The 23143-nt window shown below is 65.1% G+C and carries 19 protein-coding genes; 13 read left to right on the top strand and 6 right to left on the bottom strand.

Translation table 11 applies throughout. The features are described from left to right. Positions 1-129: 129 nt before the first annotated feature. The 4 genes from QZY44_RS10745 to QZY44_RS10730 all read right to left on the bottom strand — a co-directional run bounded on the left by QZY44_RS10745 (position 130) and on the right by QZY44_RS10730 (position 5907). The gene (locus QZY44_RS10745; RefSeq protein ID WP_295446000.1) at positions 130-2571 is read right to left on the bottom strand and encodes an AAA family ATPase; all 2442 of its coding nucleotides are present in this window, start codon (positions 2569-2571) and stop codon (positions 130-132) included. A gap of 32 nt (positions 2572-2603) precedes the next feature. Continuing rightward, positions 2604-3005 carry a hypothetical protein gene (locus tag QZY44_RS10740; RefSeq protein WP_295445998.1) on the bottom strand — a complete coding sequence of 134 codons (402 nt, stop codon included), beginning with the start codon at positions 3003-3005 and terminating at the stop codon, positions 2604-2606. Between the two features lie 28 nt (positions 3006-3033). Then, positions 3034-4833 carry a hypothetical protein gene (locus tag QZY44_RS10735; protein ID WP_295445996.1) on the bottom strand — a complete coding sequence of 600 codons (1800 nt, stop codon included), beginning with the start codon at positions 4831-4833 and terminating at the stop codon, positions 3034-3036. Positions 4834-4944: 111 nt separating this feature from the next. Next, positions 4945-5907: a DUF808 domain-containing protein gene (locus QZY44_RS10730; protein ID WP_295445994.1), complete on the bottom strand. Its 963-nt coding sequence runs from the start codon at positions 5905-5907 to the stop codon at positions 4945-4947. Positions 5908-6117: 210 nt separating this feature from the next. Between QZY44_RS10730 and QZY44_RS10725 the strand changes: the two genes are divergently transcribed. From QZY44_RS10725 to mutS, 6 genes are all read left to right on the top strand, one after another. Further along, the gene (locus tag QZY44_RS10725) at positions 6118-8355 is read left to right on the top strand and encodes an arginine/lysine/ornithine decarboxylase (RefSeq protein WP_295445991.1); all 2238 of its coding nucleotides are present in this window, start codon (positions 6118-6120) and stop codon (positions 8353-8355) included. A 160-nt stretch (positions 8356-8515) separates the two neighbouring features. Then, entirely contained in the window at positions 8516-9247 is a 732-nt protein-coding gene (locus QZY44_RS10720) for a hypothetical protein (protein ID WP_295445989.1), read from the top strand. A 227-nt stretch (positions 9248-9474) separates the two neighbouring features. Further along, on the top strand, positions 9475-10005 hold the full coding sequence (locus tag QZY44_RS10715; protein WP_295445987.1) for a transposase: 531 nt from the start codon (positions 9475-9477) through the stop codon (positions 10003-10005). Positions 10006-10065: 60 nt separating this feature from the next. After that, entirely contained in the window at positions 10066-12177 is a 2112-nt protein-coding gene (locus QZY44_RS10710) for a glycosyl hydrolase family 57 (RefSeq protein ID WP_295445984.1), read from the top strand. 14 nt (positions 12178-12191) lie between these two features. After that, positions 12192-12725, top strand: a complete 534-nt coding sequence (locus QZY44_RS10705; RefSeq protein WP_295445982.1) for an LEA type 2 family protein — start codon at positions 12192-12194, stop codon at positions 12723-12725. 112 nt (positions 12726-12837) lie between these two features. Beyond that, positions 12838-15489, top strand: coding sequence for a DNA mismatch repair protein MutS (mutS, locus tag QZY44_RS10700; protein WP_295445980.1), 2652 nt, complete (start codon positions 12838-12840; stop codon positions 15487-15489). Here mutS and QZY44_RS10695 read toward each other — a convergent pair. Then, positions 15486-16100 carry a L,D-transpeptidase gene (locus tag QZY44_RS10695; RefSeq protein ID WP_295445978.1) on the bottom strand — a complete coding sequence of 205 codons (615 nt, stop codon included), beginning with the start codon at positions 16098-16100 and terminating at the stop codon, positions 15486-15488. The two genes, mutS and QZY44_RS10695, sit on opposite strands and share 4 nt — an antisense overlap. Positions 16101-16290: 190 nt before the next feature. Between QZY44_RS10695 and QZY44_RS10690 the strand changes: the two genes are divergently transcribed. The 6 genes from QZY44_RS10690 (at position 16291) to QZY44_RS10665 (ending at position 21289) form a co-directional block, all read left to right on the top strand. Beyond that, on the top strand, positions 16291-17043 hold the full coding sequence (locus tag QZY44_RS10690; protein WP_295445977.1) for a Nif3-like dinuclear metal center hexameric protein: 753 nt from the start codon (positions 16291-16293) through the stop codon (positions 17041-17043). A gap of 237 nt (positions 17044-17280) precedes the next feature. Further along, positions 17281-17874, top strand: coding sequence for a ubiquinol-cytochrome c reductase iron-sulfur subunit (gene petA / locus QZY44_RS10685; RefSeq protein WP_295445974.1), 594 nt, complete (start codon positions 17281-17283; stop codon positions 17872-17874). After that, the gene (locus tag QZY44_RS10680; RefSeq protein WP_295445972.1) at positions 17875-19128 is read left to right on the top strand and encodes a cytochrome b N-terminal domain-containing protein; all 1254 of its coding nucleotides are present in this window, start codon (positions 17875-17877) and stop codon (positions 19126-19128) included. After that, the gene (locus QZY44_RS10675; RefSeq protein WP_295445970.1) at positions 19125-19850 is read left to right on the top strand and encodes a cytochrome c1; all 726 of its coding nucleotides are present in this window, start codon (positions 19125-19127) and stop codon (positions 19848-19850) included. The genes QZY44_RS10680 and QZY44_RS10675 overlap by 4 nt, the downstream gene beginning before the upstream one ends. 300 nt (positions 19851-20150) lie before the next feature. Continuing rightward, positions 20151-20783 (top strand): glutathione S-transferase N-terminal domain-containing protein, encoded by a 633-nt coding sequence (locus QZY44_RS10670; protein WP_295446002.1) that lies wholly within the window; start codon positions 20151-20153, stop codon positions 20781-20783. Positions 20784-20803: 20 nt separating this feature from the next. Then, positions 20804-21289: a ClpXP protease specificity-enhancing factor gene (locus QZY44_RS10665; protein ID WP_295445968.1), complete on the top strand. Its 486-nt coding sequence runs from the start codon at positions 20804-20806 to the stop codon at positions 21287-21289. A gap of 11 nt (positions 21290-21300) precedes the next feature. Here QZY44_RS10665 and QZY44_RS10660 read toward each other — a convergent pair whose 3' ends face one another. Next, on the bottom strand, positions 21301-21615 hold the full coding sequence (locus QZY44_RS10660; RefSeq protein WP_295445966.1) for a DUF3301 domain-containing protein: 315 nt from the start codon (positions 21613-21615) through the stop codon (positions 21301-21303). A 113-nt stretch (positions 21616-21728) separates the two neighbouring features. Between QZY44_RS10660 and QZY44_RS10655 the strand changes: the two genes are divergently transcribed. Then, the gene (locus QZY44_RS10655) at positions 21729-22733 is read left to right on the top strand and encodes a metallophosphoesterase (RefSeq protein ID WP_295445964.1); all 1005 of its coding nucleotides are present in this window, start codon (positions 21729-21731) and stop codon (positions 22731-22733) included. Positions 22734-23143: the final 410 nt, after the last annotated feature.

Here is a 23143-nt window from a genome sequence, read left to right as displayed (position 1 = left end):
CGGCGAACGCCACTAACGCGGTCGTTTCGGTTTCACCCGTAGGGTGAAGGATAAGATCGTTCATACGCACCTCCTTGCCCTAATATTTCATCAGGTTAGGTCAACAAGGGCAAGGTCCAACTGCTCTTTCTAGGATGATCGGCTGATGGCGTTCTGGTAGCCCCGGTAGAGGGCACGCGCGATCCCCAGTGCCTTCTCGAACGACTCACGCGCGCCGGTGAGATTCCCCTGGGCCTGGCGCACCAGGCCGATCTTCGCGTGGCTGACCGCGAGGTCGCGTTGCCACCCGGCATTGGCCGGGTCTTGCCGGGCCAGCCGCTCAGTGATCGCCACACCCACCTCATAGGCCGTCAGTGCCCCGGCCAGGTCACCCTGGGCCAGACGCACGTCGCCGCTATTGTAGATTGCAGCCGCTCGCTTGCGCTCACTGTCAACGGACACCCGATCGGTCGGCAGCTTCTCGAAATACTCCGCCGCCTTGCGCGACACCCCGTCGAGGAGCGCCAGCCGGCCGATGGGCTGGAGCTTGTCGCGCAGGTCGAACAGCATGTAGTTGATCAGGTCCTCCGCCTGTCCCCGCGCGAGGGTCGCTACCTGACTCGCGCGCTGCGCGCGAACACGCTGCACCCAAGCATACCCGGCCAGACTCAAAGCACCCACCAATCCCAAGCTCAGCCCGCCGATCAGCCGCCGCTGCCTGCGCCGCCGCGCCCGCTCCGCCTGTTCACGCTCGGCGCGACTGGCCTCGATACAGGTCCGCTCCGGGGGGCTCAGCACCTCGCCCTGTCGGTGGAGCCAGTCATCCGCCTCCACCAGCCGGGCGCCGCGCAGCAAGGCGCCGGGGTCCTCGCCGTGGTGGTGCCAGTCGGTCAGTTCCTGTCGCAGACGGTTCTGCCACAGCCGGAACTGGCGGTTCTCGTCGATCCATTGCCGCAAGGGCGGCCAGTGGCGCAGCAGCGCCTCGTGGATCAGCTCGACGGTCTCCTGCCCCTGGGCGTCGCGGCCGGTGACGACCAGCCGGGCATTGGCCAGTCGCGACACCTCGTCCCAGTTCTCCGCGCCGACCTGTGCCGCGGTGGCAATCTGCCGGGTGTCCTCCTCGCCTTCGCCCGGACGCACCAGTTGCACAAAGATGCGGCGCAAGATGTCACGGCCGGCGTCGCTGCTGACCTTGAGAACGTCGTCGGCCTTGCGACTGAGGGCCTCGGCCACCCCGCCGATGGCGTGATAGCCGCGGAAGGTCAGCAGTCGCCGGTCACTGCGTTGCCACAACTCGTCCAGGGCGGTTTGCAGCAGGGTCAGGTGGCCGGGTTCGTCGCCCAGGTCGGCGAGGATACGGTCCGCCAAGCCGTCTTCCAGCCGCACGCCGCTGTACTCGGCGGGGCGGACGATGGCGTCGCGCAAGGCGTCACGGCCCATCGTGCCCAGGTTGTAGGTCGGCCAGCGATCCAGCAGCTGCTTCAAGGCGTCGATGTCCAGGCAGCGGCCAAAGAAGTCCGCGCGTAGCACGATGAGCAGGCTCACGGCACCGGCCTCGCCGCCCCGCACGGCGTAGAGCAGCAACTCCACCGCGCGGCGCTGGCGGTCCCGGTCCGCGCAGAGGGTGAAGAGCTCTTCGAACTGATCGACCGCCAACAGGACGCGGCGCTTGGGTTGCTTGGTGATGAGCCCTTGCAGGAGGTGATCGAGCCGATAATCCGGCTCGGCCAGCAGCCGGGCCAGGCGCTCGCGTTGCGCGGCCTGTTCGGCGGGGTCCGGATAGAGCTGCGGGACCAGCGCCGCGGCCAGGGTGTCGAACAGGTCATTGCCCGGCTTGATGCTCAGGGTCAGCCAGTCTGCCACGAGCAGGCGCGGCAGGATGCCGGCGGCCAGCAGGGACGATTTGCCGCTGCCGCTGTTGCCGAGCAGCATGAAGAAGGGTTGCGTTTGCAGCCGTTTCAGCACGGCATCGCTGTCAGCCTCCCGGCCAAAAAACAGGTGCCGTTGCCCGGCGTCGAAGGCCAGTAGGCCCAGGTAAGGACTCTCGCCCGGTTGGGGCAGGCGGTCCACCACGGCCGCATCCGGCGTGGGCGGCAACTGTTCGAGGCTGATAATGCCGAAGGCCGTGACGAGCAGATCGACACAATGCAGCAGGAATTGGGCATCGGCGGGGCTGACTTGGGCGGCCGGGTCGGTAAGCCGATCCAGGCTGTCGACATGGATCAGTTCTTTGTTGCGAAAGCGCGTGACGGCATTGAGGTCGATGAGCCGCAAACCGGTGAGCGGCTTGCCGGTGACGGCGGACCAGCGGTCGAAAAAGTCGCTGTCGCGGATCCCCCCCACCAGTTGGCCGAGCGTGAGATCGGCCAGCCCCTTCGCCCGGCTGCCCTTGGCGGCGTTGGCGATGGCCTGTTCGACCCCGAGCCGTTGCTCCCGCGGTAACTCGCCCAGATGGCGGCGCAGCAATTCACGCAGGGCCAGCTCAATGATCAGGGCGGCGTCCCGTGCGGCCAGGGTGGCGCCGAAACCGCCTCGCTGGGCGAGATCGCGCGCGAAGGCGATGCGGGATTCGAGGGGCGTTTGCTCGGACATGGGGAAGCCTCCTAGCGCTGTTGCCTATCAGGTCATTTGATCGCGGGCGTCGGCGGCCCCGGGGCATCAGGCGGCGCCAGCAGCTCGGGCAGGCGGGTCACTGCGTTGAGCCACAGGTGTTGCGTGAGGCGCATCGCGGCGATCAGGACGGAGGCCAGGCCCAGGTAGACGCCAAGCTTGAGCAGGGAAGCGCCCGGGTCCCCCCATTGCAGCGCGGCCGCGGCGGTGTTGAGCAAGGACCCCATCTGGGTGGTGATCCCACCGCTGATGACGAAGGGTGGCCCGTAGACCGAGAGGACTTGCAGCAGGCCTTGGGTGCGCAGGGTGCTGGTGGTCCGGATGGCGTCCTCCATCTGGGTCAGCCGGCGTTGCAGGTCATCGGCGGCCTGGTCGATGCCCGGCCAGGCATTCAGCCGGGTACGGAACCGCCGCACCTCGGGGCAAGGGCTGGCCGGGGCGTTTTCATCGCGGGCGCAGGCCAGGCGGCTGCGTTGCGCGGCCAGATCGGCCAGGATACCGACGGACTGCCAGGTGCAGCGCCTCGTCTCCCGCCGGGGCTGGGCCTGCCGACATGCGGCGAGGTAGCCGTCGACCCGCTGCAGGGTGCCCAGCCACTGAACGCCGGGCCGGATCTCCTCGCGCAGTGCCGCCAAGGGCAGGGGCTCGCCCCGCCAGTCGTCGAACAACAAGACCCCGTCCTCGTGCAACACGATGAACCCGCCGGCCAGGGGTACCAGCACCAGGTCCGACTCCGCCGGGAGATCGGCCAGGGCCAGTGGTCCCTGGGCCTGGCGGCGGGCGATGAGCGCCGCCAATGCCCGCAGGGTGGTCGGGGCGGAAAACAGTGCCTTGGGGGCAGGTGGCGTCCGGCAGCCAACGCCCGGCGGCCAGGTGCTTGGTCATGGTGCCACCGGGTGCCTGGAGTGCCTCGCGCCGGCACTCGGTGGCTGGACAGTCCCGCTGCCCAAGCAGGTCGTGCACCCGCAGGCCGCTCAGGGGGCTTTGGCAGCGCCAGGCCGCCTCCAGGACCTCCGGCCAGTCGAGACGCGAACCGGCCGGCCAGTCCGGCAGGGCCTTGGGGGCGCCGAGCAGGGTGTAGCGACCGCCGTCGTCCCACCAGGGTTGGTTGTAGCCGGCGCCGGCCGGATAGCTCGCGATCCCTCGGGGGCTGTCACAGGGGCGCCGGCCCTGCCAGCGGGCGGTCTCCAGCCGTTCCAGTTCAACCCATAGGAGTTGCAGGCCGATCCCGGTCCATGGATTGACCGAGACCGTCAGATCCCCGCCAGTGCCGCGTTCGCCGGGGCGGTAGAGGCCCATCAGGGCGAACCCCTGCCGCAGATGGGTGTGCTCGCGGTCGGTGCGCACAAAGATCTTGCGGGCGCCGCTCGGCCAGGTCTCGACCGCGAAATAGGCGTCGACCAACAGGCGGCGGGTGCCGCCGGTACCGGCAAGCGGGACCCAGAGTTGCAGACAGGTCGCCTGCCCCAGTGATTGCAGATACTCCTGCCGCTCGACCTCCAGGAAGGCCCGGGCGCGCACGTAATCGGGCTGGCCCCAGAGCCTTGGAACGGTGTCGGAATGCACCCCGTGGCGCAGCAGGTAGAGCGTGAACCGCAGTGCCTCGCGCCAGCCCCGGCTGACATCCGGCGGCTGCCGGGCGCTGTCGTGCGCCGGTGCTGCCGCGACCGGGGATTGGCTGTGCCCCAGGGTCGAGAGCAAGGCCGCCCAGGACGTGGCCGGGTCTGCGACCATGCCGGTGCCCTCCCATTGGCGCACGGCCAGCACCCAGCTGCGGCCCTGACCGGTGCGCAGTTCCTCCAGGTCCACGCCGCTCGCGCGGGCCAACCAGCACAGCAGGGCGAAACAGGAATCCGGTCCGGTGTCTTCCGCGATCAGGGTGAAGCGGCGCAGGAGTTCGCCCGGCCCAGCGTCATCGGCCGTGAGTCGCTCCCAGTGCCGACGCAGTGGCTCAGGCGGGTTCAAGACCAGATCGGTCACCGTGGCATAGCGGCAGGCGGCGCCAAAGCGGTCGGCGATCCCCTTGTTGTTCAGACAGACCCCGCGATGCTCGACCGGACGCCCATCCTGCTGCCAGTGGCCCAGACCGATCAGCACCTGGTCGGGCGCGGTGGCATCCCGGCAGCAGGGGTCGTAGAGGGCGTGCGGGATCGGCCGCGGGGGCGGGGCTCCCGGATCGCAGGGGAGTTCGGGGGCCTCGTCCAGCGTCTGGTCGAGTGCGATGAGGAACGCGTTGAAGGTCATGCGCGGCACGCCTTAATCGGCCCTTGCCCTGTCTATTTCTTCGGCTCATGCGGATTCGCAAATGGTAGCGGGATCGACGCGACTGTGTCGTATTGAACGCTGACCACGGGCTCAGGTCCCACCCCAGCGTCGCAGTACCACCCACACCTTGGCACCGAGGGTCACTGCGGCGAGCACCAGTGCGCCGGTCAGGATGCCCACCAAGGCATCCAGCAAGAGCGGCATCAGAAACTCCAGCACACCACCGATGATCGCCACGCTCCCGGCCGCATGGGTGATCCATTCGCTCAGATGGTGAACGGCGGGGACGCCGTGCCGGATGATGCCGCCGCCGACCAGAAACATCGCCGCGGTGCCGACGACTGACAGGGTCTGCATCAGTCGGGGGGCAGCGGACACCAGGAGCCGACCAAGGCCGCGCGTAGCCTGCGCCCAGGCGCCCTCCCCGGTCAGCCGGCTGAGGTACAGCCCGGCATCGTCCAACTTCACAATCCCCGCCACCAGGCCATAAACGCCGACGGTCATGATGAGCGCAATCGCCACCAGCACCGCGACCTGCTCGGCAAAGGGCGCGGCGGCCACCGTCGCCAGGGCGATGACGATGATCTCGGCGGAGAGGATGAAGTCAGTGCGCACCGCACCCTTGATCTTGTCGCGCTCCACGGCCACCAGATCGGCATCCGCGTCTTGCAGTGCCCGGGCCAACTCCGCCTGGTGTGCCGCGTCTTCCCCCGCGGCGCGCAACCACCGGTGGGCCAGCTTCTCGAACGCCTCGAAGCTCAGATAGGCCCCACCCACCATCAGCAGCGGCACGATGGCCCAGGGTGCCACCGCGCTGATCCCGAGCGCCCCCGGCACCAGGATCGCCTTGTTGACCAGGGACCCCTTGGCCACCGCCCACACCACTGGCAGTTCCCGTTCCGCCCGCACCCCAGCCACCTGCTGGGCATTCAGCGCCAGGTCGTCCCCCAAGGCGCCGACGGTGTTCTTGGCCGCCACCTTGGTCATGACCGAGATGTCGTCGAGGACACTGGCGATGTCGTCGATCAGGGCGAGGAGGCTGCTGCCGGCCATGGGTATGATCTCAGGGTCAATTGGGGTGGCTGACAATGATAAGGTGCTGGCGCACGGCCTGCCCGCGCGATCTGAACCGGCCCGATCTGAACCGGTAAGCGCGGCTGGCGGCCGCGCCCATCTGCCGACGTCACACGGTAACGCACCGCCGCCCCCTTAGGCCCTATACTGCCGCGTTTTTCCCGTTTCCCCCCGAGAGGCTCTACCCCCATGCGCTTTCGTTTCCCCGTGGTCATCGTCGACGAGGACTTCCGCTCAGAGAACGCCAGCGGCACCGGGGTGCGCGTGTTGGCCAAGGCGATCGAGGAGGAGGGCATCGAGGCCCTGGGGGTCACCAGCTTCAGTGACGTGGCCTCCTTCGCCCAGCAGCAGTCCCGCGCCTCGGCCTTCATCCTGTCCATCGACGACGAGCAGTTCTCCTCCCCCGAGGAGGCGGAGACGGCGGTCACCCAGTTGCGCGCCTGCGTGGAGGAGATCCGCTTTCGCAACACCGACATCCCGATCTTTCTCTACGGCGAGACCCGCACCTCCCGGCACATCCCCAACGACGTGTTGCGCGAGTTGCACGGCTTCATCCACATGTTCGAGGACACCCCGGAGTTCGTCGCCCGCTACATCGCCCGCGAGGCGCGCAACTACCTGGACTCGCTCGCCCCGCCCTTCTTCCGGGCACTGATCCACTACGCCTCGGACAGTTCCTACTCATGGCACTGCCCGGGGCACTCCGGCGGTGTGGCCTTCCTCAAGAGCCCGGTGGGCCAGATGTTCCACCAGTTCTTCGGCGAGAACCTGTTGCGCGCCGATGTCTGCAACGCGGTGGAAGAGCTGGGCCAGTTGCTGGACCACACCGGACCGGTGGCGGCGGCGGAGCGCAACGCCGCCCGCATCTTCCACTGCGACCACCTGTTCTTCGTCACCAACGGGACCTCGACCTCCAACAAGATTGTCTGGCACTCCACCGTGGCCCCGGGGGACGTGGTGGTGGTGGACCGCAACTGCCACAAGTCGATCCTGCACGCCATCACCATCACCGGGGCCATCCCGGTCTTCCTGATGCCGACCCGCAACCATTACGGGATCATCGGGCCGATCCCGCGCAGTGAGTTCAGCTGGGAGAACATCGAGCGCAAGATCGCCGCCAACCCCTTCGCCCAGACCGGCGCCCGGCCGCGCATCCTCACCATCACCCAGAGCACGTACGACGGCGTGCTGTACAACGTGGAGACCATCAAGGAAAAGCTGGACGGTCGCATCGACACACTGCATTTCGACGAGGCCTGGCTGCCCCACGCCCCGTTCCACGAGTTCTACCGGGACTATCACGCCATCGGCGAGAACCGCGCCCCCTGCGTGGACTCCATGATCTTCGCCACCCAGTCCACCCACAAGATGCTGGCCGGGCTGTCCCAGGCGTCCCAGATCCTGGTGCAGGAGAGCGACAGCTGCAAACTCGACCGCGACGTGTTCAATGAGGCCTTCCTCATGCACATGTCCACCAGCCCCCAATACGCCATCATCGCCTCCTGCGACGTGGCCGCCGCCATGATGGAGCCCCCGGGCGGACCCGCCCTCGTGGAAGAGTCCATCCTGGAGGCACTCGACTTCCGCCGCGCCATGCGCAAGGTCGACGCGGAGCTGGAAGAATCCTGGTGGTTCAAGGTCTGGGGACCGGACGAGTTGGCGGAGGAAGGCATCGGCGAGCGCGAGGACTGGGTCCTGCGCGCCGGCGAACGCTGGCACGGCTTCGGCGACCTGGCCCCCGGCTTCAATATGCTGGACCCCATCAAGGCCACCGTCATCACCCCCGGGGTAGACGTGGACGGCGACGTGGCCGAATGGGGCATCCCCGCCGCCATCGTCACCCGCTATCTGGTCGAGCACGGGATCATCGTCGAGAAGACCGGGCTGTATTCATTCTTCATCATGTTCACCATCGGCATCACCAAGGGCCGCTGGAACACCATGGTCACCGAGTTACAGCAATTCAAGGACGACTACGACCACAACCGGCCGTTATGGCGCGTGCTGCCCGAATTCGTCGCCAAACAGCCGCGCTATGAGCGCATCGGCCTCAAGGACCTGTGCGACCAGATCCACGCGGTCTACCAGGAACACGACATCCCGCGCCTCACCACCGAGATGTATACCTCCGAGATGGCCCCCGCCATGCGCCCGGCCGACGCCTTTGCGCGCATGGCCCACCGCGAGATCGAGCGCGTGGAGATCGATCACCTGGAAGGCCGCATCACCGCCATCCTGCTCACTCCCTACCCGCCCGGCATCCCGCTGCTCATCCCCGGCGAGCGGTTCAATGAGACAATCGTGCGGTATCTCAAGTTTGCCCGCGCGTTTAATGACAAGTTCCCGGGGTTCGAGACCGACATCCATGGCTTGGTCAAGGAGGGGGTCAATGGGCATGTGCGGTATTATGTGGATTGTGTGAGGTGAGCGTGAGTGAAGCGGGTTGGCCTGTGCTATCCGGCTCGGCCGTCCTGTTTCACCCTCGATTGGAATCTTACGGCAAAGGAAGAGCTGGATGTAGGTAACCGCTCGTCTGGGATGGTGCGGGGCACATCGGATAACCCCGCACCTACCACAGGTACCATCATTGAAATTCATCGAGGTTCAAATGTACTCGGTCATACTATCACCCGACGCCTTCAGGCTCATTATGTCATCGACCCTTGAGGCATACGCGGTGCCGCATGGAAGAAATGATGACCCTAATCACTATAGGCCACTGGAAACCTATGGGGCATTATGGGGTTACTCAGTCACGCGAGATGGTGAAACGATTTTTCATATTACCGCAGCAGACATTGATTCATCTGCACACAGAACACCTAACTGGGTGCGACGCAAGCACGAAGCACTTTGTCTCAAGAGCGGCTTCTACAAACGCTACAATCGCGAACTTGAGTATTTGGGGGATTTCCATAGCCATCCCTACTCCGCAGAAGCGGATGGCGTTCGTATCACAGCGAGAGACGTCGAAAGTCAGCACTGTTATAGATTTAGTGGAACACCGGGTGACGACCAGAGTGATTCGGGTGATTTCGCCGATGTCAAATACTTAAAGGAAGCGAATTTTCCTTATCGCATTGGATTCGTGGCAACTGTGTACAAAATGACTAAAGTGGTCGCCAATCCTAGGGAGGAGTGGCTGGATGGAGTTAGCGCAATCCGTTTCACATACAACGGACCGGATGCAGACGAAACGACAAGATCATTCCGTTGCTGGCTTAAGGCATATATTTTCCCGGACGAGACTAACACGCCCGCGTCTGATAACGTTGTCACGTTGTTATGTCCATCTCTCGGTTTCCTGCCTTGCGAATAGAATACCGTAGGGTGTAGGGTGATAAGGCGCGCGGCGATTGGAGTCTGGTGCAGGACCGTAGGTTGGGGTGACGAAGGAACCCCAACATCTCCGTACAATCGCGATACCACGTTGGGGTTCGCAAAGCTAACCCCAACCTACGGCTTGAGCGCTGTAGCTGTAGGTTGGGGTGAGGAACGAACCCCAACTTAAAATGCCGTAACAACTGGTTATGAGACCTGGCACGCATGCGTTACCGTCGCGCATTGTTGGAAGGCGCAACCTATTTCTTTACGGTCAACCTCGCCGATCGATCGAGCCGCCTTCTGGTCGATCGCGTTGCGGATCTTCGCGAAGCCGTCAGGCGCGTACGCTTGGACCACCCGTTTGACATCATCGCCTGGGTGGTGATGCCGGACCATGTCCACGCCGTCTGGCGTCTCCCTGACACGGATGCCGATTACTCGACGCGTTGGGCGCTGATCAAGGCGAACTTTTCGCGTACAATTCCGAAAGCCGAACGGATCGGCGAAAGCCGCCAAGGCAAGGGAGAACGGGGAATTTGGCAACGGCGTTTTTGGGAGCATGTGATTCGGGACGAGACGGACCTCCAGCGACATGTCGATTACACTCATTACAACCCTGTGAAGCATGGCTATGTCCAACGCGCCGTCGATTGGCCATTTTCTTCATTTCAGTGGTACCTGCGCCGGGGTTGGGTCAGCGCCGACTGGGGATGTGCGGGTGACGACAATAGCGATTTTGGCGAACGGCGCTGATGTTGGGGTTCCTTCGTCACCCCAACCTACAACGACAACGACTTTGACCTGGAGTGACCGATGGGAATCTTTACCCGCTTTCTGATCATTGACTGCCCGGAAGACCTTCACTGCGAGCCCGACGGCACGCAGCCTGCATTTGAAATCCATTTCACCGCAGATGGCGAGATCCCTTTTCCCCAGGTGATCCTGCATGCGCACGGCAAACAAATACTGATTAATGGTGATACGATTCGGTCCAGCCAGGAAGGGAGCTATGTCGCCGCAGTGCCGGCCGGGACACTCGAAGGCGAGCGCGTCAGGATCCAGATCGAAGGCTGCCGCCAAGCCGATCCCGCGCATGCCCAAGGCGAAGACTGGATCAAGGAATACAGAGACTTATGTCTGATCCGTCCGCCGCGACCAAGGGCAGACATACCCGCAGCGATGGTGGGCGGCGCTGAGATGAAGCTCTACTTCGGCATCCACAAGCACATGCACCAACCCTATTACAACACCACCGACCGCAACTACTGGGACGGTGAGAAGGACGGCATCTTCGGTTCGCGCGGCGGCAATTACACCGATTTCATTCCCAACGCAGTGCGGCAATACATCGAGGGCGAACTGCCCCATGCCGGGCTGTCGACGAGTTGGAGCGGCTCACTGATCGAACAACTGGACCGCTGCGGGACCGAGGGGCTGTGCGGCGGCCGTTTCGCCGCCTGGAACAGCGCGTTGCGCCAGTTGGCCGGTGCCAAGACCGAGTTGGGCAATCCCCGCATTGCCTTTTCGGCCTTCGGCTTCTTCCACCCGTTGATGCCGCTGATCCCGGCCCAAGACATCGTGCGCCAGATCGCCTGGCACCGCGACCTGATCCAGCGTGAGTTCGGCATTGAAGCCTCTCGCGTCTTGTTTCCGCCGGAGACCGCCTTCCATGTCCGGATGATCCCGGCCCTGGTCGAGGCCGGCGTGACGGCAGTGATCTATGACTCCATCCACCGCTTCCGCGCCTGTCGCGATTACCCCTATGCCGGGATCAATGAAGGCATGTTGCCGCCCAATTCCGCCGAGCAGGCCAATCCGCCGGTGGATGACTGGCTACAATTGACGAATATCTGGGCGGGATCGAAAATCTCACCCCGCCTGCTGCGGCCCGAATATGTGGGCTATGAGGACCCGGACGGCAAGCTCCACACGATCATCGCCGTCCCGGCCGAGCGCTATATCGGCAACGAGGATGCGCGCGGCGGCTTCGGCGCGCTGCAATACCCCGATGTACTGGGTCAGGTCTACGACCGCATCGTCAGCACCGGCAGCTACGATCCCGCACATCCGCCGTTTTTCGTGCTGCATTCGGACGGTGACAATCACGGCGGCGGTGCCGACAGCTACTATGGGCACAACACCGCACGTCTGGTCGAATGGCTACAGCAGGACGGCCGCTTCGAGCTGACGACGGTCGAGGACTATCTGCAACGCTTCCCGCCCGACCCCACCGCGGTAACCCATATCGAGCCAGGCTCCTGGGCCGGTGCCGACAACGGCGACCCGCAATTCATGAAGTGGTTCAGCCGCTACGACCAGCCCTACTCGCCCGACCTGAACTCCTGGGCGGTACTCACCGCCTTCCAGAATGGCGTGCATACGCTTGAATCAAGTGCGCCCGATCATCCGCAACTCCCCGCGGCCATCCGCTTGCTGTTGACCGCCGAAACCAGCTGTTACTGGTATTGGACCGGCCAACAGCTCTGGGACCAGCAGGTGACCAACGCGGCTAACCTGGGGCTGGGCATGCTCAAGCCGGCGCTCGACGCACTGGTCGCAGCGGGCCACGACCGCAACGGACCAACCATCTTTCCGCCGTGGGTGACGCCGGAGAATCCCGGCGGTAAGCGCTGGGGACAGGGCTGCCTGCTCGATGCAGCGCGCCAAGGCGTCGCGCACACCTTCGTCGCCGATATTTCCGGGCTGGCACGGGTCGAACTGGTGCTGCGTACCGACGCCGGCGAACAGCGCCTGGCCATGCGCAACCACGGCCCCTATCCCAGCGAGACCGGGGCCACGGTAACGGCGGATTACTTGACCGCCGACCTGCCGGTGGGTGCCGGGGATGTGCGCTATTTCATCGAAGCGGAAGATCGGCGCGGCAATGTGTCCAGGGGCGCCTTGGAACGCATTTTTCTCGCCTGAGGAGTGACCTACGCATGAAGCCATCCCTTTACCCACCAAGTGCCGCTGCCTCCCGGCTGCCCTGGCTCGCACTGCTGTGCGCCGCGCTGCTCACCGGCTGTGCCACGCTGACCCAACCCTGGGAAGCACCGGAAGTGAGCCTGACCGGGCTGCGGCTCAAAGAGATGACCCTGGCACGCCAGGTCTTTGTGGCAACGCTCGCGGTACACAACCCGAACGACCGTACCCTGCCCATCAAGGCCATGACCTACAAGTTGACACTGGAGGGGCAGGAGTTGGCGGAGGGCGCAAGCACCCTGGACCGGCAGATCCCCGCCTTGGGCGATGCGTCGGTCGATGTCGATGTGATTGGCAGCCTGCTCGGCGTGACCCAGATGCTCCCCGCCCTGGCTACCCGGCAGACCCCCCTGGACTGGACCTTGACGGGGACGGCGACCATCGCCGACGGGCTCCTGACCCTGCCCTATCGCTATTCCGGTCAGGTGGACCCCCAGGAAGTCCTGTCGCGCGCCCGGGCGATAACGGCGCCGGCGGCACGGCGGCGATAACCCGGCAGGTTCGGCTCGCGTGGGCACGCGCTGCGTGCCCACCCTACGCCATCCTTCCCTACCCCGGACCCCGGCCCTAGACTGCCGCCTTTTCCCTCAAGACACCACATCGATGCCCACAGACCCGCCCCAGCACACCCCGGTGATGCAACAGTATCTGCGCTTCAAGGCCGAGCACCCGGGGCTGCTGCTCTTTTTTCGCATGGGCGACTTCTACGAACTGTTTTTCGAGGACGCCGAGCGCGCCGCGGGCCTGCTCGACATCACGCTGACCAAGCGCGGGGCCTCGGCCGGGCAGCCCATCCCGATGGCCGGGGTGCCGTACCACGCGGTCGAGGGCTATCTGGCGAAGCTGGTCCGCAAGGGCGTCTCGGTGGCGATCTGTGAGCAGATCGGTGACCCGGCCAAGTCCAAGGGACCCGTGGAGCGGCGCGTGATGCGGATCGTCACCCCGGGGACCCTGACCGACGAGGCGCTGCTCGATGAGACCCAGGACAACCTGCTGGTGGCCATCGCCGAGGGTGCCGACGGGAATAATGGCTACGGTCTGGCCGCCCTGGAGTTGTCGAGCGGGCGCTTCACGGTCCTGGAACTGGAGACCGCGGAGGCCGTAGGGAGTGAACTGGCGCGGCTGCGCCCTGCCGAGGTCCTGCTGGCCGAGGACAGCCGTCTCCCCGCGCTGCTCGGCCTGGAGCGCGGCCTCACCCGCCGCCCCGCCTGGCACCTGGACGCGGACAGCGGTGAACGGCTGCTGTGCGAACAGTTCGGTACCCGTGACCTCATCGGCTTCGGCTGCGCGGAACTGCGCCTCGCCGTGGGCGCGGCCGGCTGCCTGCTCCAGTATGTCCGCGATACCCAGCGCGCGACACTGCCCCACCTGCGCGGCCTGACCACGGAAAACCGGGACGCGGCCGTCATCCTCGATGCCGCCACCCGCCGCAACCTGGAGCTGACCGAGAGCCTCTCCGGTCACCCGGAGCACACCCTGGCCGGGGTACTGGATCACACCGCCACCGCCATGGGCGGCCGACTCCTGCGCCGCTGGCTGGCCCGGCCGCTGCGCGATCAGGCCGTGGTGCGCGCGCGTCACCAGGCGCTCGCCGCCCTGATCGACACCGCCGCGGGCGCACCACTGCGCAACATCATGACCGGTGTCGGCGACCTGGAGCGCATCCTCGCCCGCGTGGCCCTGGGCACGGCGCGGCCCCGGGATCTCGCGGTCCTGCGCGACTCCTTCGCACTGTGCCCGGAGCTGGGCACGGAGTTGGCCGCCATCGACGACCCGCTGCTCGCGGACCTGCATGAGCAGATCGGCGAGCACCCGGAGCTGGTGAGCCTGCTCACCCGCGCCATCCTTCCCCAACCGCCGGTCCTGATCCGCGACGGCGGGGTCATCGCCCCGGGCTACGATGCCGAGCTGGACCAACTGCGTACACTCTCGACCAACGCCGACCAGTTCCTGCTGGACCTGGAGACACGCGAGCGCGAACGCACCGGGATTGCGACGCTGAAGGTCGGCTACAACCGCGTCCACGGCTATTACATTGAACTCGGCCGCGCGCGCGCCGATCAGGTCCCGCCGGACTTCGTGCGCCGCCAGACCTTGAAGGGCGTGGAGCGCTATATCACGCCCGAACTCAAGCGCTTCGAGGACGAGGTCTTGGGCAGTCGGGAGCGCGCCCTGGCGCGGGAGAAGGCGCTCTATGAGTCACTGCTCGTGACACTGCGCGAGGCCATCGGGGCTATGCAGTTGAGCGCCGCGGCCATCGCCGAACTGGACGTGCTGGTCAATCTGGCGCTGCGGGCGCAGGCCTTGGACTGGGCACGCCCGCAACTCACCGACGAGGCAGCCATCGAGATCACCGACGGCCGCCACCCGGTGGTGGAGCGCGTGCTCGACCGCCCATTCGTGCCCAATGGGCTCACCTTCGACAACCGCCGCCGGATGTTGGTGATCACCGGACCAAACATGGGCGGCAAGTCCACCTACATGCGCCAGTGCGCCCTGATCGTGCTGCTCGCCTATGCCGGGAGCTTCGTCCCGGCCCGCGCCGCCACCTTGGGACCAGTGGACCGCGTGTTTTCGCGCATCGGGGCCGCGGACGACTTGGCCGGCGGGCGCTCCACCTTCATGGTGGAGATGGAGGAGACCGCCAATATCCTGCACAACGCCACCGCGCAGAGCCTGGTCTTGATGGACGAGGTGGGCCGCGGCACCAGCACCTTCGACGGGCTCTCGCTCGCCTGGTCGTGCGCCGTGGAGCTGGCCACCCGCAGCCGCGCCTACACCCTCTTTGCCACCCACTATTTCGAGCTGACCACCTTGCCGGACGAATACCCCGGCATCGCCAATGTCCATCTGGACGCGGTGGAGCACGGCACGAGCATCGTCTTCATGCACGCACTGTTGGAGGGACCGGCCAACCAGAGCTATGGACTGGCAGTCGCCGCCCTGGCCGGCGTCCCGCCCGGAGTCATCAACCGCGCCCGCGGGCGTCTGCGGGAGCTGGAAGACGCCGCCCGCCGTCATGCCGAACAGGGGGCGGTGCAGCTCTCGCTGTTCCCGCCGGAGCCCGGACCGGACCGTGCGCCGCGAACGCAGCCTCCAGCGGAGCACCCTGTCTGCGCCCTGCTGCGCGGGATCGACCCGGATGAGCTGACCCCTAAGGCCGCACTGGACACCTTGTACCGACTCAGGGAGATGATCCTGGAACCAGTGGCCAAGCCCCGCAAACCAAGGGCACGCACGAATCGATCAGCCTAGAACACCGCGGGCGGGTTCGGCGAGACGCTGGCGAGCCGGGCAGCCCCCGCCCCTTTGACCAGGATGCGATCTCCGATTCGGATGCGATCGAACAGCAACCGGGCATCCTCGGTGCGCAACCGGACACAACCGTGCGAATCGGCAACAGCGGGGACTGGGACCCAGCCCTCATGGACAAAATAGGGGCCATGGAACTGCAGCGAGTAAGGCATCGGCGTGTTATCGTCGAACGAGTTGGTGTATTTTCCAGAGCGCTTATCGGCGTCCTTGCTCAGCACGCGATAGTCGCCGGTGGGCGTCGGGTGTTCTTTCGTGCCGGTGGAAACCGGACCGCTCAGGAACACCTGATCATCCTCCACATACTCGAAGCTCTGGGAGCTGATATAGATCGTCAGTGCCCGGTTCTGTCCCGCGGGGAGCTGGTAACGCAGGTCCTTTTTAACCGGCAAGGGTGCGGTATTCTTGACCAGGTCGACCTCGCTGAGAGGCGCTGCGGCGGCTTGCCCCGGCTCGGCCAAGACCTCATCGCGAGTGGGCTCGACGGCGCAGCCGCCACTCAACAGGGCGCCCGCGAGGGCGAACAGTAGGATCGTAAATCTTTGATTATGCATGACTGGCCTTCGCCTGTAGAGGCACACCGCGCCCGCACGGGAGGGCGGCAGGCCGTGAACGCGCACCGTAAGAGCGGCGACGGACACTGAACCCGCCCCGATTAGTTGACTAATATAGATTGTCCCATCCCGCGAGGACTCAAGGCCAGCGCGCGGCGATCAGGGAAATCGGCGCTGAGAATTGAGGATCATGATCGAACCACACGCCCTGACCACCTACTGCGACCAGTTACTGGCCGCCGCTGACTTTACCGACTATGCCCCCAACGGTCTCCAGGTGGAGGGCGAGCGCCCGATCCGGCGTCTCGTCAGCGGTGTCACCGCGAGCCTCGCCCTGATCACGGCCGCGCTGGAACTTCAGGCCGATGCACTGCTGGTCCACCATGGGTGGTTCTGGAAGGGCGAGAATCCGTGTCTGACCGGATTAAAGGGTCGGCGCGCCCGCGCCCTGATCCGCGGCGGCGCGAGCCTGATCGCCTACCACCTGCCACTGGATGCCCACCTGACCCTGGGCAACAACGCCATGTTGGCCGCACACCTCGGGGTCCTGGACGCACAGCCGACCGGCATCGGCAATGGGGTGCTGTGGACCGGACGACTGAGCGAACCGACCCCGCCCGCGCTCTGGGCCGAGGACGTGGGCGCCCGCCTGGGGCGCACCGCGACCCTGGTGACAGGTGCGGACGCTCCCGTGAAGCGCATCGCCTGGTGCACCGGCGGCGGCCAAGGCTATCTGGAGGCCGCCGCGGCCTTGGGGGTCGAGGCGTATCTCAGCGGCGAAATCTCGGAGCAGACCACCCACACCGCCCGGGAGCTCGGCGTCTGTTACCTCGCCGCCGGCCACCACGCCACCGAACGCTACGGGGTGCAGGCCCTGGGGCGTCACCTGGCGGAGCGGTTCGGACTGGACCACCGGTACGTCGAAATCGACAATCCCGCCTGACCCCGCATCCTGAGATCAGGCCAGGCGCGGCGGGCGACCCGGCGAATACCGAGGAGTCAACGCGGTTACTGAGGTTTCCGCCTTGACCTGCGGTGTCCGAATCACGGAGAATGCGCGGTCGGTTTTGCAGCGATTTTGCATATTCTTACACCGTAACTCTTCTTCTCCAAAATACACGCGCGATGTCGGCTTCTGGAGAGTCGGCAGCACCTGTCTCCACCCGGGGGTTAGTCGGAAATGAGCGCACCAGGCGTAAATCAAAGCAGGCGACGGGTTCTCGTCGCCGCGACCACAGCGGTCGGCGCCATTGGCGCTGGCTTCGTGGCCGTCCCATTCATCGCATCCATGAACCCGAGCGCGAAGGCCCGAGCCGCTGGCGCCCCGGTCGAGGCCGACATCAGCAAGCTCGAAGCCGGCGCCCTGCTGCGCGTCAAGTGGCGTGGCAAGCCAGTCTGGATCGTCAAGCGCACGCCGGAGATGCTCGCCGCCCTGCCGACGTTGGACTCCCAACTGACGGACCCGGAATCGCTGGTCCCCCAGCAACCGGATTACTGCAAGAATCCGACGCGCTCCATCAAACCCGAGATCTGGATCGCGATCGGCATTTGCACCCACCTGGGCTGCTCGCCGACCTACCGTCCCGAGGTGGCCCCGGACGACCTGGGCAAGGACTGGAAGGGCGGGTTCTTCTGCCCCTGCCATGGCTCCCGCTACGACTTGGCCGGACGCGTCTACAAAGGCGTGCCCGCACCCATTAACCTATTGATCCCGAACCACCAATATCTCAATGACACCACCATTCTCGTGGGTCAGGATCAAGGAGCTGCCTAAATGAGCGCAGAAGAGACGACCACGACCGGCTTCATGGGCTGGATCGACAAGCGGTTCCCGGCCACCAAGGTCTGGAACGAGCACCTGGCCCAGTACTACGCCCCGAAGAATTTCAATTTTTGGTATTACTTCGGCTCCCTGGCCATCCTGGTCCTGGTCGTGCAGATCCTGACGGGTCTGTTTCTGGCCATGAGCTACAAACCCTCGGCGGCGGAGGCCTTCGCCTCGGTCGAGTACATCATGCGTGACGTGGAATGGGGCTGGCTGATCCGCTACCTGCACTCCACCGGCGCCTCTGCCTTCTTCATCGTCGTCTATCTGCACATGTTCCGGGCGCTACTCTACGGCTCCTACCGTAAGCCGCGGGAGTTGTTGTGGATCGTTGGCGTGGTGATCTATCTGGCGATGATGGCCAGCGCCTTCTTCGGCTACCTGCTGCCGTGGGGACAGATGTCCTACTGGGGCGCCCAGGTCATCGTGAACCTGTTTGCGGCAGTGCCTGGATATGGCCCCGACCTCTCCACCTGGGTGCGCGGTGACTATGTCATCTCCGACGTGACGCTGAACCGCTTCTACGCCTTCCATTTTGTGGTTCCCTTCGTGCTGGCGGCCCTGGTCTTCATCCATGTCGTGGCACTTCACGCAGTAGGGTCCAACAACCCCGATGGCGTTGAGATCAAAGAGGGCCCCAAGGGCAACCGCTGGAGCAAAGATGCGCCGAGCGACGGCATCCCCTTCCACCCCTATTACACCGTCAAGGACATCGTTGGCGTCGCGGGCTTCCTCATCGGCTTCAGTGCCATCCTCTTCTACGCCCCGGCCTTTTTCGGCGTCTTCCTGGAGGCCCCGAACTTCCAGCCGGCCAACCCGATGGTCACCCCGCTGCACATCGCCCCGGTGTGGTACTTCACCCCCTTCTACGCCATCCTGCGCGCCGTGCCGCCGATGTATGACTCCCAGTTCCCGGGCGTGGTGGCGATGTTCGCCTCGATCCTGATCATGTTCTTGCTGCCCTGGCTGGATCGCAGCCCGGTCAAGTCCATCCGTTACAAGGGGCGGGTGTCCAAGATCGCCTTGGGCATCTTCGTGGTGTCGTTCGTCGCGCTGGGCTATCTCGGGATGATGCCCGTCAGCGCGCTGGCGACCTTCCTGTCGCAAGTCTTCACCGTTCTGTATTTCGCGTTCTTCCTGCTGATGCCGATCTACAGCAAGTTGGACAAGGTCAAGCCGGTTCCGGAGAGGGTCACCGCATGAAAAAGCTGTTAGCCACCGCCGCCCTCGCGCTGCTGCCCGTACTCGGGTTCGCCAATACCGGCGGGCCAGCACTGGAAGAGGCGAATATCGACCTGCGCGATCAGGCGTCCCTGCAAAGCGGCGCCCGGTACTTCATGAGCTACTGCTCTGGTTGCCACTCACTCCAGTACATGCGCTACAACCGCATGGCCGCGGACCTGGGGATCAGCGACGCCGACCTGCGCAAGTACTTCCTGGTCGGCGACGCCAAGCCGGGCGACCTGATGACCCGGGCCATGACCGTGGCAGACGCCGAAAAGTGGTTCGGGGTCCCCTCACCCGACCTCACCCTGGTCACCCGCTGGCGCTCCCCGGACTGGGTCTACACCTATCTGAAGAGCTTCTATCTGGACCCGACCCGGCCCTACGGCGTCAACAACCCGCTGTTCCCGAACGTGGCCATGCCCCATATCCTGGGTGACCTCCAAGGGCCGCAGCAGCCGGTCATGTCGCACGGGGCCGGCACGCCGGTGGCCGTGGGCGCCAAGCTGATCAAGCAAGGCCGCCTGACCGCGCCCCAGTACGACGCGATGGTCCGTGACATCACCGCCTTCCTGACCTATGTAGGCGAGCCGATCCAACAGGAGCGCAAGCGCCTCGGCGTCTACGTGCTGATGTTCCTCGGCGTCTTCTTTATCTTCGCCTACTTCCTGAAGAAAGAGTACTGGAAGGACGTCGACTAGCGACCCCTGCCCGCACGGCCCCCGGTTACCGGGGGCCGTCTTCCCGCCCCCCCCCCACGACGACCAGGCAGACGCCCCGAAAAAGCCCCCCCCGGGCAGCGCCCCGACACGGTATACTCCCGGTCCTAAGTACGGCGCGTGCATTCCCCCTCCCCTCGCCCACGTCAGGCTCACCCCTGCCGCCGGCCTGCCGTAAGAGGCAAGCCACCCGCCGACACCACGCTGCGCGACCTGGACCGGTTGGCGCTTGGAGTTCTTCGATCGCTGCCGGACTCAGCCTCGACGCTGAATGAGGGAACGCTGGCGGTGGCCGTGAGCAGACGAGCTGTAATGACCCTATTCTCTGATCCCCTCTGTCCCTATTGCCATCGGGTCCGCATGGTCCTGGCCGAAAAAGGCATCGCCGTGGACGTGGTGGATGTGGACGCCAAGAACCTCCCCGATGAGGTCATGGACGCCAACCCCTATGGCACCGTACCGACCCTGGTCGATCGCGACCTGCGTCTGTATGAGTCGCGCATCATCATGGAGTATCTGGACGAGCGCTTTCCGCACCCGCCGCTGCTGCCGGTCGACCCGGTATCACGCGCCAATGCGCGGCTCTTCATGTACCGTATCACGCACGATTGGTATGAATTGATGGGGCGCGGCTTCAACGGAACCGCAGATGAAAAAACAAAGGCACGCAAGGCGTTGCGTGAGAGCCTGATCACCTCGGCGCCGATCTTTGCCGCCCACCCGTTCTTCATGAGCGACGAGTTCTCACTGGTGGATTGCTGCGTGGCGCCGCTCTTGTGGCGCCTGCCCGCACTCGGCATCGAGTTACCGGAACAGGCCAAGGCGGTACGCAACTACATGACGCGGATCTTCGCCTGGGAGGCCTTTCGCGCCAGCCTGACCGAGGCCGAGCGGGAATTGGTCACGGACCTGTAACTGCCGCCCCGGAGTCGCGGATGAACAACCAAGACGGGTTTATGACCTCTACCAAGCCCTATCTCGTGCGCGCCATTTACGAGTGGATTCTGGACAACCAGATGACTCCGCACGTCCTGGTTGACGTACACTACCCGGGCACACGCGTCCCGATGGAATTTGCCGAAGACGGTCAGATCGTCCTCAACATCGCCCCCAGCGCGGTTCACGGCCTGGTCATGGACAACGACAGGGTGCGCTTCAGCGCGCGCTTCGGTGGCGTGACCCGTAACCTCGAGTTCCCGAGCGAAGCCATCCTCGGCATTTTCAGCCGGGAGAATCATCAGGGTATGGTCTTCCCCCCGACCGAGCAGCCGGCGGTCGACGCCAACACCGCCACGCCCACCCGCGAGACGACGGGCCCCACCCTGCATTCGCAGCTCCCCAAAGACGACGGCACCAGCCCTGGCAAGGGCACGGGCAAACCCAAAGGGCGCGGCGGCCCCACGCTGAAAATCGTCAAGTAGCGAGCGTCGCCTCAGGTATCGTCAAGGCGCTCGGGCAGGCCGAAGCTCAGGTCCTCCAAGCCCATCCCACGCATCACCAGATAGCCGCTGCGCCGCCCCAGACCCTCCTCGCTGAAATCGAAGCGGTAGACCCGGCGCAGCCTGACCCCCTCGCGACCCCATGCCAGACGCAAACGCCGCAAGGCCACGGCTTGGTCGAGGAACTGGAGGTCACGGCGCTCGCAGGCGGCGCGGCAGATGGTGAGCGCACGTTCGCGCACACGCAGGCTGTCCAGCCAAAACCAGCCAATCAGCAAGAGGAAAAAGAGGAGGAACAGATTGTCCATAGGCGGTCTATAGTACCATCGGGTGCCCCGGCAATTTCTGTTGTGCGTGACACGCGCGCGGACCGGGAGCTTGCAGAGTTACCACATTCAGTGTTCAAGCCGCCTGAGGGCACATGGACAGAATTCACCTGAATTTGCGCGATGGCGGTCGACGCCCCCAGGGGCCGAACAGCGTCGAGATACCGCCCGAGTTGCAGCCACTGGCCCAGCGCATCGGCCATACCTACCTGCGCCAACGCCTGGGATTGGAAGAGGACCATGAGGTCTTCTGCTTCGCCCGCCCGGGCGCGCACTTTTTCTATCCGGAGAACTGGTACTCGGTCCACGGATTCATCCGCACGGCATTGCGTCTGGCGGGCATGTATGAGCGCGCCCAACGCAACACCAGGGCCATCCGCGTCACGGCGAACCGATTGATATTGAGTAACCTGCCGCGACCCTTCGAGGGACTGCGCCTGCTGCATCTGAGTGACCTGCACGCGGACATGGACCCGCGCATCACGGCGGCCATCGCCGAACGGTTACGGGGTCTGGAGTACGACCTGTGCGTCCTCACCGGCGACTATCGGGCCCGCACCTATGGCGCCTGCCAGGCTGCCTTGGACGGGATAGCCACCATCCGGATGCAACTCAACGGCCCCCTCTACGCCATCCTCGGCAACCACGACAGCATCCGCCTGGTACCTGGACTGGAGGCCCTGGGGATGCGCGTTCTGTTGAACGAATCGGTGGCGCTGGAGCGCGACGGGGCGTGCCTGCACCTGGCCGGCATCGACGACGCCCACTACTACCAGGTCCACAACCTCCACAAAGCCGCCGCCGACATCCCACCGGACGGCGTGTCGCTGCTGCTCTCCCACACCCCCGAGGTCTACCGCCATGCGGCCCATGCCGGCTTTGCGGCGATGCTCTGCGGCCACACCCACGGCGGCCAGATCTGCCTGCCCGGCGGCTACGCACTCACCTGGGACGCCCGCTGCCCGCGCCGGCTAGCGGCCGGCCCCTGGTCCCACGGCACCATGCACGGCTACACCTCAGTGGGCTGTGGTAGTTCAGTGGTCGCGGCCCGGCTCAACTGCCTGCCCGAGATGACGATCCATGAACTGTGCCGGGGTTGAGCGGGGCCTCTCGTGACCCCGCTCCAGAGACAAGCCAGATTTTCCCGTTCTCTGCGTCTCGGCGCCTCTGCGTGAGACATTATTGACTCACGCAGAGACGTAGACGAGGATTGAGAAAGACGGCCGCTGGCCGGAACGATGACCAAGGCCCGGCTACCAGAGCCCGGGAGGCAGTTCCCAACATTGGCATCAATACACAAGTCCACGGCTTCCGCGACGGGGCTTCGTGCCGAGTCGCAGACCGCCGGAAGCCAGTCACCGACCCTCGCCTCCGCTCGCGTGACACCGCTCCGAGAGATTGGGCAAGTATTCCCGTAGGATGGGTAGAGCGCAGCGAAACCCATCGCTTATGCATCGGTAAGGCGTTGATTTCTGGGTTTCGCTGCGCTCTACCCAGCCTACAGAGGGTG

This window comes from uncultured Thiodictyon sp. (genome assembly GCA_903837595.1).
Taxonomy (GTDB): domain Bacteria; phylum Pseudomonadota; class Gammaproteobacteria; order Chromatiales; family Chromatiaceae; genus Thiodictyon.
The sequence above is the reverse complement of the archived record's forward strand: the minus strand, read 5'-3'. Positions and strand labels throughout refer to the sequence as shown.

Coding starts and splice junctions, on each gene's coding strand:
- QZY44_RS10745 (WP_295446000.1), bottom strand. CDS start 2,571: ATGTCCGAGCAAACGCCCCTCGAATCCCGCATCGCCTTCGCGCGCGAT.
- QZY44_RS10735 (WP_295445996.1), bottom strand. CDS start 4,833: ATGACCTTCAACGCGTTCCTCATCGCACTCGACCAGACGCTGGACGAG.
- QZY44_RS10730 (WP_295445994.1), bottom strand. CDS start 5,907: ATGGCCGGCAGCAGCCTCCTCGCCCTGATCGACGACATCGCCAGTGTC.
- QZY44_RS10725 (WP_295445991.1), top strand. CDS start 6,118: ATGCGCTTTCGTTTCCCCGTGGTCATCGTCGACGAGGACTTCCGCTCA.
- QZY44_RS10715 (WP_295445987.1), top strand. CDS start 9,475: ATGCGTTACCGTCGCGCATTGTTGGAAGGCGCAACCTATTTCTTTACG.
- QZY44_RS10710 (WP_295445984.1), top strand. CDS start 10,066: ATGGGAATCTTTACCCGCTTTCTGATCATTGACTGCCCGGAAGACCTT.
- QZY44_RS10705 (WP_295445982.1), top strand. CDS start 12,192: ATGAAGCCATCCCTTTACCCACCAAGTGCCGCTGCCTCCCGGCTGCCC.
- mutS (WP_295445980.1), top strand. CDS start 12,838: ATGCCCACAGACCCGCCCCAGCACACCCCGGTGATGCAACAGTATCTG.
- QZY44_RS10695 (WP_295445978.1), bottom strand. CDS start 16,100: ATGCATAATCAAAGATTTACGATCCTACTGTTCGCCCTCGCGGGCGCC.
- QZY44_RS10690 (WP_295445977.1), top strand. CDS start 16,291: ATGATCGAACCACACGCCCTGACCACCTACTGCGACCAGTTACTGGCC.
- petA (WP_295445974.1), top strand. CDS start 17,281: ATGAGCGCACCAGGCGTAAATCAAAGCAGGCGACGGGTTCTCGTCGCC.
- QZY44_RS10680 (WP_295445972.1), top strand. CDS start 17,875: ATGAGCGCAGAAGAGACGACCACGACCGGCTTCATGGGCTGGATCGAC.
- QZY44_RS10675 (WP_295445970.1), top strand. CDS start 19,125: ATGAAAAAGCTGTTAGCCACCGCCGCCCTCGCGCTGCTGCCCGTACTC.
- QZY44_RS10665 (WP_295445968.1), top strand. CDS start 20,804: ATGAACAACCAAGACGGGTTTATGACCTCTACCAAGCCCTATCTCGTG.
- QZY44_RS10660 (WP_295445966.1), bottom strand. CDS start 21,615: ATGGACAATCTGTTCCTCCTCTTTTTCCTCTTGCTGATTGGCTGGTTT.
- QZY44_RS10655 (WP_295445964.1), top strand. CDS start 21,729: ATGGACAGAATTCACCTGAATTTGCGCGATGGCGGTCGACGCCCCCAG.